The organism is Planctomycetota bacterium (genome assembly GCA_035384565.1).
Lineage (GTDB): Bacteria > Planctomycetota > PUPC01 > DSUN01 > DSUN01 > DAOOIT01.
Window position 1 is genome coordinate 82368 of the sequence record DAOOIT010000009.1, and the last position, 16140, is coordinate 98507.

General features: G+C 68.0%; 11 protein-coding genes. 2 read left to right on the forward strand and 9 right to left on the reverse strand.

All coding sequences use genetic code 11. From position 1 onward, the window contains the following. The first annotated feature begins 752 nt into the window (after positions 1-752). Entirely contained in the window at positions 753-1826 is a 1074-nt protein-coding gene (locus PLE19_05315) for a dipeptide epimerase (protein HPD14345.1), read from the forward strand. Between the two features lie 6 nt (positions 1827-1832). Here PLE19_05315 and PLE19_05320 read toward each other — a convergent pair whose 3' ends face one another. From PLE19_05320 to PLE19_05355, 8 genes are all read right to left on the reverse strand, one after another. Further along, complete coding sequence (locus tag PLE19_05320) at positions 1833-2741, reverse strand: SUMF1/EgtB/PvdO family nonheme iron enzyme (GenBank protein HPD14346.1); 909 nt, start codon at positions 2739-2741, stop codon at positions 1833-1835. Positions 2742-2775: 34 nt separating this feature from the next. Then, the gene (locus tag PLE19_05325; GenBank protein HPD14347.1) at positions 2776-5091 is read right to left on the reverse strand and encodes a carbohydrate binding domain-containing protein; all 2316 of its coding nucleotides are present in this window, start codon (positions 5089-5091) and stop codon (positions 2776-2778) included. A 96-nt stretch (positions 5092-5187) separates the two neighbouring features. After that, the gene (locus PLE19_05330; protein HPD14348.1) at positions 5188-6984 is read right to left on the reverse strand and encodes a hypothetical protein; all 1797 of its coding nucleotides are present in this window, start codon (positions 6982-6984) and stop codon (positions 5188-5190) included. Between the two features lie 123 nt (positions 6985-7107). Further along, positions 7108-8637 carry a hypothetical protein gene (locus PLE19_05335; GenBank protein HPD14349.1) on the reverse strand — a complete coding sequence of 510 codons (1530 nt, stop codon included), beginning with the start codon at positions 8635-8637 and terminating at the stop codon, positions 7108-7110. A 130-nt stretch (positions 8638-8767) separates the two neighbouring features. Next, on the reverse strand, positions 8768-9592 hold the full coding sequence (locus PLE19_05340; protein HPD14350.1) for a hypothetical protein: 825 nt from the start codon (positions 9590-9592) through the stop codon (positions 8768-8770). Beyond that, on the reverse strand, positions 9589-10695 hold the full coding sequence (locus PLE19_05345) for a hypothetical protein (GenBank protein ID HPD14351.1): 1107 nt from the start codon (positions 10693-10695) through the stop codon (positions 9589-9591). Before PLE19_05345 ends, PLE19_05340 begins: the two co-directional genes overlap by 4 nt. 52 nt (positions 10696-10747) lie before the next feature. After that, a complete protein-coding gene (locus PLE19_05350; GenBank protein ID HPD14352.1) occupies positions 10748-12127 on the reverse strand; it encodes an MBOAT family protein in 1380 nt (459 codons plus the stop codon). Positions 12128-12224: 97 nt separating this feature from the next. Further along, complete coding sequence (locus tag PLE19_05355; protein ID HPD14353.1) at positions 12225-13334, reverse strand: histone deacetylase; 1110 nt, start codon at positions 13332-13334, stop codon at positions 12225-12227. Positions 13335-13490: 156 nt separating this feature from the next. Between PLE19_05355 and PLE19_05360 the strand changes: the two genes are divergently transcribed. Beyond that, entirely contained in the window at positions 13491-14408 is a 918-nt protein-coding gene (locus PLE19_05360; protein HPD14354.1) for a hypothetical protein, read from the forward strand. Between the two features lie 3 nt (positions 14409-14411). Here PLE19_05360 and PLE19_05365 read toward each other — a convergent pair whose 3' ends face one another. Beyond that, a complete protein-coding gene (locus tag PLE19_05365) occupies positions 14412-15986 on the reverse strand; it encodes a hypothetical protein (GenBank protein HPD14355.1) in 1575 nt (524 codons plus the stop codon). Positions 15987-16140: the final 154 nt, after the last annotated feature.

Consider the following 16140-nt stretch of genomic DNA (forward strand, 5'->3'; position numbering starts at 1 on the left):
GACAGGCTCGCGACGCCCGGAACCACGAGAATCGTCCATTCTCGCCATTCTACCCATACTTGCTCACCCTCCGGGCAGAGCCGGTATGGACAGAACCGCGAGAATCGCCCATTCCCGCCCTTCGGCTCATACTTGCTCACTCTCCCCCCTCACTATTGAGCAAGTATGGGCGACGGCCCCTGGGTCAAGCGACCCCGGCGGTCGCCGCCCCGCCTAACCGCCTGGCGCGCCACGGCTTACGCCTCCAACGCGTGCCAGATGTCACCGCGTGACAGGCACGGTTTCCCTGCTTCCGCCTCCAAAGGCGGCCGCGAGCGTCTCGCTTGCGGCTCGCTTCATCCGTTCGACAAGCGGGACCCTTGTCGCCACGAGGGGCCGCAACAAAGACTGCCTACAGAAATGGCCCACCCCCCTCGGAGGGTGTGGGCAGGAACTGTAGGCAAGGTGGTTCTCTCTGGAGCCTGAAGGGCTCGCATGGGATAGCCCAGGGCAACGCCCTGGGTTCAGCGGGATTCACGGGTCCAGCCCTGAAGGGGCGAGATAGAAGCTCTCTATTCCGCCCTGTCAGGGCTGCCGCGGGGCGGTCTGGTTCCCAGGGCGTTGCCCTGGGCTATCCCATTTCGCTCCTTCGGAGCTCCCGCAGCGACCCACAATTCCGGCCCACCCCCCCTCGGAGGCCCGGTTGCGCCGCCGGGCGGCATTCGGTATGATGCGCACGACAGGGGAGGCCCAGCCCGGAGGCCCCACGGCCCATGCGTGCCACCTGCCGCGATCTCGACCTGACCCTGCGCCGCACCTTCCGCATCTCGCGGTCCGCGGTGGACGTGGCGGAGAACGTGCTCCTGGCCATCGAGCACCAGGGCCTCACCGGCCTGGGCGAGGCGCATCCCTACGACTTCCGCGGCGAGGACCGCTGCCGCATCCTGCGCGCCCTGGAGTTCTTCGCCCGCTGGCTCGAGGGCCAGGCGTCCCTGGTCGAGGCGTTCGCGGATGTGCGCGCCGACGGCCCGCCCGACGCCTGGCCGCGCGCCGTCGCCAACCTGCTCGACTGCCTGCCGCCCGAGGTGCGCACGAGCCGCGGGGCCATGGCCGCGCTCGACGTGGCGCTCCACGACCTCGCGGGCCAGAGGCTCGGCCAGCCGCTCTGGCGCCTCTTCGGCGCCGACCCCGCCAAGGCCCCCCTCACCTCGTTCACCATCGGCATCGCCCCCGTGCCCGAGATGCAGGAGAAGGTGCGCGAGGCCGAGCCCTACGCCATCCTCAAGATCAAGGTCGGCACACCCAACGACCTGGCGATCCTCGACGGCATCCGCGCCGTGACCGACAAGCCGCTGCGCGTGGACGCCAATGCCGCCTGGACCGTGCCCGAGGCGATTGACAAGATCCGCGCCCTCCAGCCCTACGGCATCGAGTTCATCGAGCAGCCGATCCCGCCGGGCGACATCGCCGGCCTGCGCGAGCTGCGGCGCGCCGTCTCGCTGCCGATCCTCGCGGACGAGAGCGTGACGACGGCAGACGACATCCGCGCCCTGGAGGGCGCCGTGGACGGCATCAACGTGAAGCTGATGAAGTGCGGCGGGCTGGCCGAGGCGCGGCGGATGATCGCCCTCGCCCACGCGCTGGGCATGACGGTCATGCTCGGCTGCTTCATCGAGAGCTCGGTGGCCATCACCGCCGCCGCCCACCTCGCCCCGCTGGTGGAGTACGCCGACCTCGACGGCCACCTGCTGATCTCGAACGACCCCTACACCGGCGTCGCGCTCGACGCCGCCGGCCGCCTCCTCCTGCCCGACCGCCCCGGCCTGGGGCTCCTGCCGCGGGCATGATCGCGCCTACTTCTTGGGGGCCTGCGGCTCGTCCGGCCCGCGGCGCACGCACCGAAAGCCGTACTGCTCGTAGCCGAAGCACACGTCGGCCAGCGCCGGCGTCTCGTAGCTGCGCGCGGCCGATCGGCACAGATCGGCGCTGGAGCGCCAGCTTCCCCCCCGAATCACACGCTCGGTCCCCTTCGCCGGGCCGCGGGGGTCTTGGGCCTCCGTGTGCTGGTAGGCGTCCTCGGCATAGGCGTCGTTGCACCACTCGGCGGCGTTGCCGTGCATATCCACCAGCCCCCACGGGTTCGGCAGCTTCTGGCCCACGGGGTGCGTGGCGCCCCCGGCGTTGTCGGCCAGCCAGGCGAAGTCGCGCAGCACCACGGCGTTGTTCCCGCACGAGTAGCGGCTCGAGGTGCCGGCGCGGCAGGCATACTCCCACTCGGCCTCGGTCGGCAGGCGGTAGCCGTTCGCCGCGAAGTCGCACTCGTACGTCGTGCCGCTCTCCTTGTAGCAGGGCTTCAGGCCGTCGCGCAGCGACCGCAGGTTGCAGTAGCGCACCGCGAAGGGCCAGCTCACCCGCACCACGGGCTTGTCGAGGCCGTAGAAGCGGTCGGCCTTGCCCTCGCGCGACGCCTCGCAGGGGTTCTTGCCCATCAGATCGCGGTACGATTGCTGCGTGACCTCGTGCTTGTCGATGTAGAAGGCGCTCAGCCGCACGCGGTGCACGGGCTTCTCGTCATCGGCCCCGTCCGAATCGCCCATGCGGAACTCGCCGGCGGGGAGCAGCACCATCTCGATGCCCGACTTGGTGATGAACGGCTTCGGCTTCCCCGCCTCGTCGCGTGCCTTGTCGGTGCTCGAGCACGCGCCGAGGAGCAATAGCAGGCTGAACGCGACGGGCCAGTTCCTGGTCGGCTTCTCCGGCATGCCTGGCTTCCTCATGATGGAATCGCTCGGCGGCTCAGTGCCGCGCCCCTTCGTGCCCGGCGGGGCTGCGCAGGACCTTCTGCGCCCGGGCGCGCACCTCTCGGGCGATCTCGCCCATCCTCGGCTCGAGGGCCATGAGCAGGCCCGCGCGCTGGCGCACCAGCTTGATCGCGAGCCGCCCCTCGCCCACCAGCTCGTCCTGATTCCCGCCGATTTCGACGATCGCGGCCGTGAACTTCTTGCAGCGCTCGAAGGCGTCGGCGCCCTCATAGTCTAGCATAGTGCCGCGGAATTCGTCCACCATCTTCTGCGCTTCGTCGGGCGTCCTGATCGCGTCGCGCCGCTTGGCCACATAGCCGTCAATCATCCCCGTGAGTTTCTCCAGCTCGGCGATGCGGCCGGCCAGCTCGGGGTGCGCCTGCTTCTGCTCGGCCAGGTACTGGAGCACGTCGCGGCCGAAGTCCACATAGGTCTGGATGCGCCCGCGGATGTGGCGGATGAAGACCATCACCTCGTCGAGCGAGCGCAGGATCTCGTCGCGGCGCTTCTTCTGCTCGCCCTTCTGGTAGATGGGGTTGAGGAAGTCGCGGTTCGCACACGTCGCCCGTCCCTTGTAGTGCGACTGCTGACCCTCGAGGTCGAGGATGTACTCGCACGGCCCCACGCCTAGAGTGTTCCGCACGATGTCGAGCACGGTGAAGGTGTCCAGCGGGGTGCCGCCGGTGCGGCCGAGGGGGTAGATGATCGCCGGCCCCTCCCAGCGGAAGGGCTTGGACAGTGGCTGGAGGAAAGCCTCGCCCTGCCCGTCAATCCAGCAGGGATAGAGGAAGCTGCCGAGCACGGTCGTCCACCGCTTGCGGTCGCGGGGGATGGTGCTGGCATTGCCGAGCCAGTGCTTGACGTACTGCCCGTCGCTCCGCTGCGCGATGATCTCCCAGCTATCCGCGAGGCCGTCCTCCCGCCGCCAGTCCATCCGCCACTGGGCGGGGAAAGGCGGCTTCCAGTCGAGCTTCACGATCTTCCCCGCATCGTCCTTCGCCACGTCGCGCACGTGCCAGATGCCCGGGGCGTCGAGCGCGGCGACCCATATCTTGCCCTTGGAGCCGAAGGGGATGCAGGACGCCCTGAGCTGCCTGTCCTTGCCTTCGCCCGAGATCACGGCCTCCACGTCGTCGCCCCGCACGTCCCACACCGCCATCACAAGCGATTCGTTGTTCGGCAGCAAATGGATGAGGAAGTTCTCGCTCGGCAGCTCGCCCCTGGCCACGGGGATTTCCGTCGCGTCCACCACGATGTCATCGGCGAAGAAGTCGGGCAGCACGGCGAAGCGGCAGGGGGCCTTGACGGCCAGCCCCGTCGTCGCGGCGCCGATGGGCGCCGTCTCGATGAACGCCTGTCCCATGCGCAACTCGATGCGCAGGCCGCCCTGAGAGCCATTGGGGAGCTTGTACGCCACGTCCACCGCGCACCCGGCTGGTGCGTTCTTCGTCACAGTGACAGTGCTCGGCGGCCCCACGCTTCTGACGGGCAAGTCCGTCAACTGGGCGCGAAGCGTCGGCTCCTTCCCGCTGAGGGAATAGACCTCAATCAGCGCGCCGTGATGCACCTCCACGGCCAGGCGGTCGTTCGCAATGACCGCGCTGTTGCCGGCCTTGAGCGGCCGCGGCGTCTGGCTCTCGGGGAGCTTCTCGATGCCCTCCTTCTTGGCCCAGCGTGCTGCGAAGAACGCGGAGGTCGAGGGCGTCATCTCGAACACGCTCACGCCCGTTGCCGCCGCCTCCTGCTTCGCCGCCTTGTCGAAGGGCACGTAGTCGCCCTCGTAGAGGCGGAAGGCGTCCACGCGGAACGCCACGTTCGGGCGGTTGCAGCTCACATAGGCGAACCAGCCCTCGGCGAAAGGCTTCTCGACCTTGAACGTCACGTGAAGCTCGGTCCACTTGTCCTTGGCGATGGCAAACTTCTGGGAGCGCACCGCGCGGTCCCAGGGCTTGGCCGAGCGCTCGATCTCCAGTTGCACCTCGGTCGGCTCGGCGACGCTCTTGACGGATGCCGCGAAGGTATAGGTCTTGCCCTGCTGGCCGCCCGGGGCGAGTTGGCCGAACTGCACGCCCCATTCGCCCGTGGCCTCGATGGTCACGAGCGCGCTCCGCTTGCCCTCGAAGGCATCCTGGTCGTCCACCTTGAACTCGGCCTTCGTGCCGCCGCCCTTGTCCATCCTCCACGGCCCGGCCCCGCCCATTTCGAAGTTCGGGTCCTCGAACAGATTCCTCGGCGCCTCTCCCGCCCACGCCGCGAGGGAGAGGGCGAGGAGTGAAACGGCCGACACGCGATAGCGGCTGCCATAGCTCACGAGCATTCTCCTTCGGTTTCCGGATTCCACATTCCAGATTCCAGACCGCAGAGGTTGCTTCCTCAATCTGTAATCTGGCATCTGGAATCTGGGCTCTCAGTGCCTCGGCGCCTCGTAGCCCGCCGGGGCGCGGAGGATGGCCTGGGTGCGGCGGCGAAGTTCCCTGGCGATGTCGCCCATGCGCGGGTCGCTCGCCATCGCGAGGCCCGCCCGCTGCCGCAACACCTTCACGGCCATGCGGCACTCGCCGACCAACTCGTCCTGCGCGCCGCCGATGCCGACCAACGCCTTGGTGATCTGCTTGCAGCGGTCGAGTGCGTCGGCGCCTTCGTAGCCCACCAGGTTCCTGCGAAAGTCGTCCACAAGGGCCACCGCGTCCCCGGCCGGGCGAATGGCCCCTTGGCGGTTCGCGTAGGCCGACTCGATGCGCTTCAAGACGCCCTGCATCTGGGTGAGGGCTTCGGCCAGCTCGGGCTTCGCCTTCCTCTGGTCTTCGAGCCAGGCGAACTGCTCGCGGCCAAACTGAGCGTATGCCTCGATCCGCCCGCGAACGAGCTGGACGAAGGCCAGCACGTCATCAAGGGCTTTCTCCACCTCGGCCCGCCTCTCGCCCTGCTGCTTCGCGGCGTAGATGCCGTCGAGCCGGGTGCGCGTGGCACATGTGGCCGCGCCGCGGGCCACTTTGCGTTGCCCTTCCACATCCAGCACATACTCGCACGGGCCGACGCCCAGGCACTCGCGCACGGCGTCCACCAGCGTGAAGCGGTCGAGCGGCGTGGCCTGCACGCGGTGGAGGGGATAGAGGAGCGCCGGCCCCTGGAATCTCAGCCCCTTCTTCAGCGGCTGGAGAAAGCCCTGGCCCTCCCGGTCGAGCCAGCACGGGTACTGGAACGTGCCGAGCACCGTCGTCCACCGCTGGCGATTCGCCTTCATCCAGTCGGGCGTGCCCACGCGGTCGCTCTGCCCGAACCAGTCGGGCTTGTCGAACTTGCCGTCGGGGAGCTGGATGAGCATCTCCCAACTGTCGTTCAGCCCGTCATCGAGCCGCCAGTCCACCCGCCACTGGGCCTGGAAGGGGGCCTTCCAGTCCAGCTTGAGCACCCGGTCGGCGTCCTCCTTCGCCACGTCGCGGACGTGCCACACCCCCTTGTCGGCGAGGGCGGCCAGCCAGAGGGTCTTGGACTTGCCGTAGGGGATGGTCGAGGCCGTGATGCGCCGCTGCTCGCCCTGCCCCGACATGGTGATGAACGAATCCTCGCCCTGGTCGGGCGAGATGGCGGCCAGGATCGCTTCCCCGTCGCCCACGAAGTGCAGCAGGAAGTTCTCGAAGGGCAGGTCGGCCCTCCCCGCGGGAATGGCCGAGGCGTCCACCACGATATCGTCGGCGAAGAAGTCGGGCATCACGGCGAAGCGGCACGAGGCCTCGATGCGGAGCTCTGTCGTGCCCGCAGTTGCGGTCGTCTTCACGAAGGGACGCCCCGTGCCCAACTCGACCTGGAGGCCGAACAGCTCGACCGCGACCACGCCCTGGGCGTTCTTGATGGCCCTCACGTGGGGGGCCGGGGTTGCCTTGGCGGCGCCGATGGGCTGGAGCGTGGCGAGGAGGCGAGCGCCGTCCGCGGCGAGGGAATAGAGGTCAATCACCGCGGCGCCCTTCCGCACCACGATGGCCACGCAGTTGTTCATTGCCGCTGCATCCCCCTTGAACGCATGGTCCGTCTTCCCCTCCGCGACCTGCGTCCAGCCGTCCCGCTTCCCCAGCGCCTCGGGGGCGAGGGGAGCGGCGGACGCCGCCCCGGTGTCAAACAGCCGGACTGCGACGGGAGGGCCTTCTTCTCCGGCCGACACAAACGAGAAGGCCATAAGAACGGCCAGGAGTGTGTTGGCGGTCACTAGCTTCCTTCCTTGTTCGTGTTTGTAATTCGGCCTCTAGGCGGCTCTTGTCGACTCCTTGGTTCCCCTCTTACGCGGTTCCCGAAGACCGCCTGAAGGCGGAACTACGAACGAGTGAACGGTTTACTTCCCCTGAAGCATGCGCTCAATCAATGGCGCAAGTTCCTTCGACAATGGCGAGGCCGGGTGCGAGGCGCACTCGGCCCTCAGGCGCCGCACGTGCAGCCGGCAGCGGGCGAGGGCGGCGTCCTGGGCCGAGCCAATCGCCCGAATCGCCTCGCCGAGCTTCTGACACTCCTCCAGCGCGTTCTCCTCGCCGATGAGCGCGACGACGCCGTCCGCCATCCGCTTCGCGGCTTTGGGCAGATCATCCTTTATCGCCGCGGCTTGTTCGAGGTGGCTCACAATCGCCAGGCAGCGCTCTGCACCCTCGTGCTTCTGGCAGAGCGCGCGAAGCTGCTTCGCCGATTCGCCGTATTGCCCGATTCGCGCCTGGACGCGCGCGACATGATCCACCATCTGCGCAAGGCGGTCCTTGATCTCGTCTCTCGCCGCCTTGTCCTTCTTCCTCTTGAACTGCTGTTCGACCCAATGGCTCACCTGTTCGGGAGTTGGATTGGCCTCGGACGCGAGCCCCTCGGCCTGGAGCACGTATTGGCACGGCCCGACGCCGAGGGTGTTCCGCATCACGTCCATCGGCAGGATCGTCGTCAGCGGCGTGGCCTTCGTGCGGTCAATCGGATAGATGACCGTCGGCCCGTCAGGGAGCGCCACGCCTGCCGGCGGGCCCTTCTCGTAGTCGTACGACACGGCCAGGCCATCTTTGCCCGCCATGCTGCACCGCCACTTCGCGGGAAATGGCGGCTGCCAGTCGTCCTTCGCCCCCGCCGCGCGACTGTGCCAAATCCCCTTCTCTTCCAAAAACGCGAGCCAGACGCTCTTGCCACTGACCAGGTGGATGCTCCCTCCAACAGTCGCCTTCGGCAGCGGCGCCTGCGAGACCCACATCTCCATCGCGTCGCCGCCGTCCAGCAGGCGCAGGAAGTGGCTCTCAACCGGGAGGACGGCTCCGGCGGCGGCCTTGGTATCGAGAACCATGTCGTCGGCGAAGAACTCTGGTACTACAACGTACCGAGCCGCCGAGTCCGTCAAGAGGCTGTCGGCCCCCTGGGATGGACGGATCTCCAACACTCCCTCTCCCGTTGTCAGGCGGAAGCGCGCGACTGGCTGGGCCTTCACGTGATAGAGGGCCTCAACCGCGACGGCGCCGGGGGTATTCTCGACGGCTCTGAACGAATTGGGGAGGAGCGCGACCGCTCCGCGCCCCTCAGACGGGCCGAAGATCAGCGCACTGCCCCGGCAACAGATGCCCGCGGTCGCCCTGGAGTAAACGTGCAGGTTGCAGGCCCCGCTTGAGAGGATGGCCGTCAGCCTATCGTTGACGAGAGCAACGTCGCCTCTGAACTTGTGTGTGAGGTCGCCGTCGGGAATCTGCTGCCAACCGGTCCTCTTGGCGACATCCTCCGCGGAGGGGCGCGCCACGAAGCGTGTCCCCGTGTCGAAGATGCGGCAGAAGGGGGTGTCGGCCTCTTTCTCGGCGGCAAGGGCCAGGGCCGAGGCGGCGAGGGCGAGGCAAGACACACGGACAGACACGGACAGACACGGGCGGGCAGCGTTGGTTCTGAGGGGCATCAGTCCGTGTGTGTCCGTGCGTGTCCGTGTCATTTTCCGGGCCATCCAACCATCCCTTCATCCACCCATCCATTCACCCATTTTCCCCCCGTCATTTCCAGTCGGGATACATGTCGGAGCCATCCTCGGTCAGTTTCACGGGCGTTCCGCCCGCGGCGGGGATGAGGTAGAGTTCCCACGGGCCGCGCTCGCTCACGCCCTGGCAGAAGACAATCCACTTGGCGTCGGGGCTGAAACGGCCATAGCGCTGCACGCCGCCGAAATGGGTGACGAGGCGGTTCTTCGCGCCGTCGGGGGCGATGGTGGCAATGTGGGTCTCGGTCTCGTAGATGATGAGCGAGCCGTCGGGGGACCAGTGGGGCTCGCAGGCGCCCTGCTGGTCGTAGAGTTTCGTCGGCTTGCCGCTGCCGTCAGAGGGCACGAGCCAGAGGCCGTTGCCGGCGTCCCATCGGCAGGCGAAGGCGATGGTTTTGCCGTCCGGGCTCCAGGCGGGGCCGGAGGGGTGGGGGAAGCCGTCGGGCGTGAGGGTCTTTTCGGCGCCCGAGGCGAGGTCGCGGGTGAGGATCGTCTCGCCGCGGCGGAGGACGAGCTTCGAGGCGTCGGGCGACCATTCGGCCTGGTCGCCATCGCAGATGCGTTCGGTCTTGGAACCATCGGCGGCCATCCGCCACACCCCGGGCTTGCCGCCGCGGGTGGAGGTGTACAGGATGCTCTTGCCATCGGGGCTCCAGACGGGGTCAATGTCGTTGTCGTCGGCGGTGCCCTGGGTGAGCTGCTTGAGGCCCGAGCCGTCGGCATTGATGGCCCAGATGCGCCATTGGTCAGAGCGGTTGGAGGAGAAGACGATCCGTCCCGTCCGCTCGGCGGCGAAGCCAGTGGCCGCGGCAGCCACGATGAGCAGAGTGCACCTGATCATTTTCTGCTCCGGTCGAAGGTGATGAATGCCTCGTTCTCGAAGAGCTGTTTTGCGAGCAGCCTGTAGCCCTCCGCCAGAGGGTGGCTGGCGTCGGCGTAGTGGACGCTGGGGAGCGGGTCGGGGCAGAAGTACGGGATGTTGTTGTACGACAGCCAGTCCTCGACGGCGACCTTGCGGGCGGCGTAGACCTTCTGGTTCTCTTCGGTGAGCAGGTGCTCGTTGAACGGGCCGACGAGCACGAATACACGATTGCCGCGGGCGCGGAGCAATTCGACGGTCTCGCGGAAGAAGCGCCACTGGAGCGACGTCTCAAGCTCCACCCAGGCGAAGCTCTGTTTCGTGATGCCCTGCTCGGTCCAGGGCCGTGTGTCGGGCCTGGGCGAGGGAGTCTGATCGGGCGACGGCAATCGGAGGGTGATGGCCGCCCCTGGCCATTCGTAGGGGTGCTCCAGCGTCCACGAGTGCACGTCCTTGCTCTCGAAGTAAGCGATCTGGACGTGTTTCCTCCAGGCGTGGAAGGGCAGGCCGCGCTCGAGGACAATGCCCACCCGCTCCGAGTAGGGCTCGCGGTAGCACGGGATGCGCGGCATGAACTGCGGCACCAGCGTGGGGTGATTGAAGGCGAACTCCTTCTCGGTGCTGAGGTCGTGGCGGGACGAGCTCATCCAGAGCAGGTTGCAGTGGAGCACGACGTTGCGGTTCCGAATGGCGTCAGCATAGTGCCGCACAAGACCGAGCATGGCGGCGGGGTGGATGCCGTCCACGCCCAGGTTGGCGAAGCGCTCGCTGCCCGCCAGCTCGTTGAGGTAGTGGCTGAGCGTGCCGTCCGTGGCCACGTAGTGGCCCCAGACCACGGAGTCGCCGACGACCAGGGTCTGTCGGCGGCCGACGGCGGCTCGGCTGAGGCGTGAGTACATCCAGTAGTCGTTGCCCAGGGCAAAGGGCAGGCGGTGGTCGGGCTGGAGCCGCAGCGGCTCGACGAACGGCCAGACAACGGGCAGCAACGTCAGCACGGCCACGATAACGGGCAGCGCAACCGCCCACTCGCGCGGGGCAAGACGCACGTCGTTCGAACCGAACCGAAGATCAACCGTATCGGGCATTGGTCGAAAGTCCAAAGTCGAAAACCCAGGGTCCAAAGTCAGAAGCCGAGGCTCAGAACTGGAAGTAGATGAATGCCTTGTCGCCGGCCCCACAGCAGAGGGCGATGTAGAGGGCCATGAACACGGCCAGTGCGATGCGCGCGGACGATGCGCCGAGGAGCACGCCACGCCATCGCGATTCGTAGAGCCACTGGTAGACCCAGACGCCAACAACGAGGACGCCGGCAACCAGGGGGAATCCCGGATCGGCCCAGGCCGAGCCGAAGATGCGCCGCACGATGAGCCAGGCGTCGCCCACGGTGCGCGCGCGGAAGAACACCCAGGCGAACGCGACGAAGGCGAAGACGAGGAGGCGCTTGACCGCGGTCGGAATGCGCTCGGCGTAGAAGCGGGTCCCCTCCAGCCTGCGCGTGGCCACGCGCCCCGCGGCGTGGAGGGCGCCCCAGATGGCAAACGTCCAGTTCGCCCCGTGCCACAGGCCCGAGATGAGCATCGTGAGGGCCATGTTCACGTAGGTGCGCGCCGGACCCTTCCGGTTCCCGCCGAGGGGCACGTACACGTAGTCCTTGAACCAGGTGGAGAGGCTGATGTGCCAGCGGCGCCAGAAGTCGCCCAGGCCCGTGGCAAGATAGGGGTTGCGGAAGTTGAGCATGAGGCGCAGGCCCATCATGCGGCCCAGGCCGCGCGCCATGTCGGTGTAGCCCGAGAAGTCGAAGTAGATCTGCCAGGCGAAGCCCACGGTGGCGAGCAGCAGGGCCAGGCCGCCGAATTGATCGGGGCGGGCGTAGATGGGGTCCACGTACATCGCCAGGTAGTCGGCCAGCGCTCGCTTCTTGAACAAGCCGACGAGGAAGAGCGAGAGGCCGTCGGCCACGTCGTGCCGCGTGATGGGTGGCGTTTCGCGGAGCTGGCGGAGCAGGTTCGTCGAGCGCTCGATCGGGCCGGCCACGAGCTGCGGGAAGAGCGACACGTAGGTGGCGTAGCGGAGGAAGCACGGCTCCCTGTCCATCGCGCCGCGATAGCAGTCAATCGTGTAGGTCATGGATTGGAAGACGAAGAACGAGATGCCCACGGGCAGCAGAATGTCGGGCACCGGCACCGTATAGGGGATCCCGATGGCCTGGAGAAGATCGTTGAGGGCCTGGGTGACGAAGCCCGCGTACTTGAAGAAACCAAGCATGCCCAGATTCACGAGGACGCTGAAGGCGACCCACGGCTTCTTACGGCGGCTGCGCGACATGCCCAACACCGCCAGGTAATCCGCGGATGTCGAGGCCACGATGAGGAGCAGATAGAACGGGTTCCACCAGCCGTAGAACACGTAGGACGCGAACAGCAGCCAGGGGATCCTCAGGCGCGAGCCGCGTGTGGCGAGGTACACCGGGTACACGATGAGGAAAAAGACGGCGAAGACCCAGGTGTGGAAGAGCATCGGACGACTCTTCGTTCGTAGTGCGGCCTTCAGGCCGTATCTGGCGTCGTCCCGGCGCCCGACGGGTACAGGCTGAAGCCCGCACGGCGAACGGGGTTCACTCCATCAGCACGCGGATGTGCACCTCGACCGATTCGGCCAGGGCATCGAGATTGTAGCCGCCTTCGAGCAGAGCCACAAGCCGCCCCTGGCAGCACTCGTCGGCGAGGCCCTTCACGATGCGGGTGAGGTCGGCGTAGCCGGCCGCCGTGAGGCCCATCCGGCCGAGCAGGTCATCGGCATGCGCATCGAAGCCGGCCGAAAGCAGAACGAAATCGGGCTTGAAGGCCCGCGCGGCCGGGCGCAGCTTCTCCTCGAACGCCCGCTTGTACTCCTTGTCTCCTGTGCCGGCGGGGAAAGGCACGTTGAGCTTCGTGCCCTTGGCCGGGCCCTTGCCGGTCTCGGCGGCGGCGCCGGTGCCAGGATAGAAGGGATGCTGATGGGCGCTGAAGTAGAACACGGTCGGGTCGTCGTCGAAGGCGGCCTGGGTGCCGTTGCCGTGGTGCACATCCCAGTCCACGATCAGGATACGGGCAAGCTTGTGCCTCGTCTGGAGGTGGCGTGCGGCGATAGCGACGTTGTTGAAGAGGCAGAAGCCCATCGCCCGCTCGCGCAGGGCATGGTGGCCTGGCGGGCGAATGGCGCAGAAGGCGTTGCGCACCTTGCCCGCCATCACGGCATCGAGGGCCGCCAGCACGCCGCCGACCGCGTGAAGGGCGACTTGGTATGACTCTGCGGAGATCGGCGTGTCGCCCGAGTCAAGGCAGCGCTGGCCATCCTCGTACGCCCTCCGCACGCGCTCGACGTATCGCACCGAGTGGACGGCGGTGATGGCCTCAAGGGGGGCGGGGACGGGCTGGATGGAGGCAAGCTGGGCAAGCAGGCCCTTCTCCTTGAGGCGGCCGACAATGGCGGTGAGGCGTTCGGGTCGCTCGGGGTGGCCGGCGCCCGTCTTGTGCTGGAGATAGATGTCCCCATAGACGAAGCCTGTCCTGGACACGCGGTCTCCCTTCTCGCCGGGGGGTCCTTTGGGGCCATTGGGCATCTGCCGCAGGCACTCGAAGTGGCAGCCGCCGGCAGCCTCTGCCCCTTGTGGCTCGGCCCCGTGGAACCCAGAGGCAGCGAGGACCATGAGCACGCGTGCTGCGAGACCACTCGTTTGTCGCATGGAGCATGGCCTCCGAGGCGCCGAGACAGCCACGCGAGTATGATACGCACGGCGGGCGCGGGCATCAAGTGCGGCCGGTGCGCCTGCGGCGTAGTTGACAGGCGCCTCGCCACTCGCTTTGATACATGCCGGCACCTCTGTTGAAGGAGACGCAGGATGAGACCTGACGCTCGGTTCATCGGGGCCGTCATCGCGGCGCTCACCGCGCTGGCGTGCGGCACGAGCATGGCGGCCGAGTTGGCCTTCGCAGCCGAGGGCAAAGAGTTTCGCTTCGACACGGGCCTTGTCCGTGGCACGCTCAGGCCGCAGGGCAGGTCGCTCGGCCTCGCGGCTGTGGTGGACGCGGCCTCGGGCACGATGCTCTCGGGGGCCTACGGCCTCTGCTCGCACTATCGGCTGCTCGATGCCGAGTCGCGCTACGGCGACGCGGCTTGGGACTGGCCGAGCGCCGCTCGCCTGCTGCCCGACGGCTCCGTTGAGGCCGCCTGGACCGCCGACCCGGCCCACCCCTTCGACCTCAAGGCCGTCTACCGCTGGACTGCGCCCGGCACGCTGGACGTGGCAACTGCCGTAACGGCGAGGACGGACCTGTCGCGGCTGGAGGTATTCCTGGCCTCGTACTTCGCGGGCTTCCCAGCGTCGTTCGTCTACGTGAGAGCCTGCCCCGAGACAGGTGACAAGCCCGGCTTCCTCGAGGCGAAGAAGGCGGCGGCCGTCTGGCAGATGTTCCCCCGCGACGAGGCAGCCGTGAAACTCCTCCAGGACGGCCGTTGGAGGCGCCCGCCGCATCCCGTGGACTGGAGGATCATGCCCCCGTTCGCCGGCCCGCTGGGCCTGCGTCGCAACGCGAAGCTGGGCCTGGCCGCGCTCGTGATGGCCCCGCCCGGCGACTGTTTCGCCGTGGCCACGCCCTACGGCGAGGAGGGGCACGGCTCGCTCTACCTGTCGCTGTTCGGGCGCGACTTCAAGTCGGGCGAAGCCGCCACGGCGCGCTCGCGCCTGATCATCGGACGCGACATCACGGACGAGAAGGCTATCGCCCTCTACGAGGCGTACCTGAAGGAACTGAAGTGAGGCTCAGCGCGGCGCGAGGTGTCGGAGCCACTTCCCCCGGTAGGCCGACAGGGCCCGTGTGAGATCGGCCGGCAGCGGCTCGACCTGGCGGTAGCGCACGCCCAGCGGCGCCGTGTCCACGGCATAGGGATGAATGCCCAGGCAGGCAGCCTTGCCGGCAATGGCCGCGCCGAGGGTTGTCGTCTCGGTGACCGGCTGGCCGTCGCGGTCGAAGGCCACATAGGTTGGGCGCGCGGCGAGTGTGGCCACGAGGGCCGCGAACAGCGTGTCCTTCGACCCGCCAGCCGTGAGCACGATGGGCGTGGCCGCATCGGGCGAGATGGCCGCCACCTGCTGCGCCGTGGCGAGAGCCGTGAGCAGATTCGCGGCGATATGGGCAACGCACCCGTCCGAGAGGAACGCCTCTTCGCCGATGAGTCGCCCCTCAATGTCCGGGAAAGGCCCCGTGCCGCGGTTGGCGGGGTTCACGTTCGGCAGTGCGAAGCAGTCGGCCGCGGCCAGGAAACGGGCCAGGCACGTCGCGGTCCACGCTGCGTCGAAGCCGCGCCCCCTCGACTGGGCAAGTCGCTTGAGGTGCGCGAAATCGGCCCCGCCCCCGTAGCGCGCCGTCACCACGGGCTCGCCGTCCACCGTGCCCTGGATCAGCACGTCACGCGTGAAGGCGTCGGCGGGCAGGCGGGCCTCGCCGCCCACCTGAGCCACCATCGTCCACGTGCCGGCCTCCACGTGCAGCACCGGCTTGCCCGCCGCGGCGGGGAACGCCTGGTAGAAGGTGGACAGGATCGGGATGTGCGAGAGGCAGGTGTCGTGGCCACCGGGGATCACGAGCGGCTGACACGAGAGCCCCAAGACTGCGGCCTGCGTGGGGGGCATGGCGCCGAGGGGCCGATAGCACACACTCGGTTGGGCGGGGACCAGGCGTCGGAACGCCTCGACACGTCCCGCCGCGCGGCTGGGGGTGCCGGGCTTCGCGCGCACGTCGCGTGCTCCTGTGTGGCACATCCAGTAGCTGTGCTCGTTGCCTGCCCCGCGAATCGCCGCGAGGAAGTTGTCGCCCAGGAAGTGGCCGCTCAGCAGCGCCCCGTAGTGCGCGAAGCCCGCGGCGCGAGCAAGCGTCTGCGGGCGCGCCGTTTCCTCGAACACGAATCGCTTGAGCAGCGTGAGCGAGCCGGGGAAGTCGCGAATCGAACCTGTCTCGGCGAAGAACTCCTCGCGGGTGCCGGCCAAGTCGCGGAACCGCGCGTCCACGGCCTCGGGAAACGCCTGGGTGTAGGCCAGCGTGAGCCGCCGCCCGGGCGCCTCGACGAGCGAGTTGTCGGCGCCCACGAGGCCGCCAGAGGCGCCGCGCGCCACAGGGGCTACCACAGCCGCCTCGCGGCAGGCGGCCGGCAGCGCGCGAGTCGCCGCATCGAACCAGTCAAGTTCCTCTCCCGTCGCGTTGCACGCCAGGCCCTCGTGCTCGGCCTTCGGGCTCTCGGCCGATGCCGAGTGCACCGTGGCCAGCGACTCGAAGTCCAGCGCCTCCAGCTTGATGTTCGACGCGCCGTCCACTGGCACCAGGATGGTCTTGCCGCTCATGGCGTCTCCCTTCTGCCTTCAGGATATCGGTGGAGCGGCGAGTGTCAAGGCCCGAGGTGCCTTGCGGGCGCCCGCCCTTGTTTGCGTCGTGGTGGTGTGTGTCGGCGCTAGGGCAGCAGACGGCCCGGGCGGTCCTCCAAGGCGAGCCCGCGTG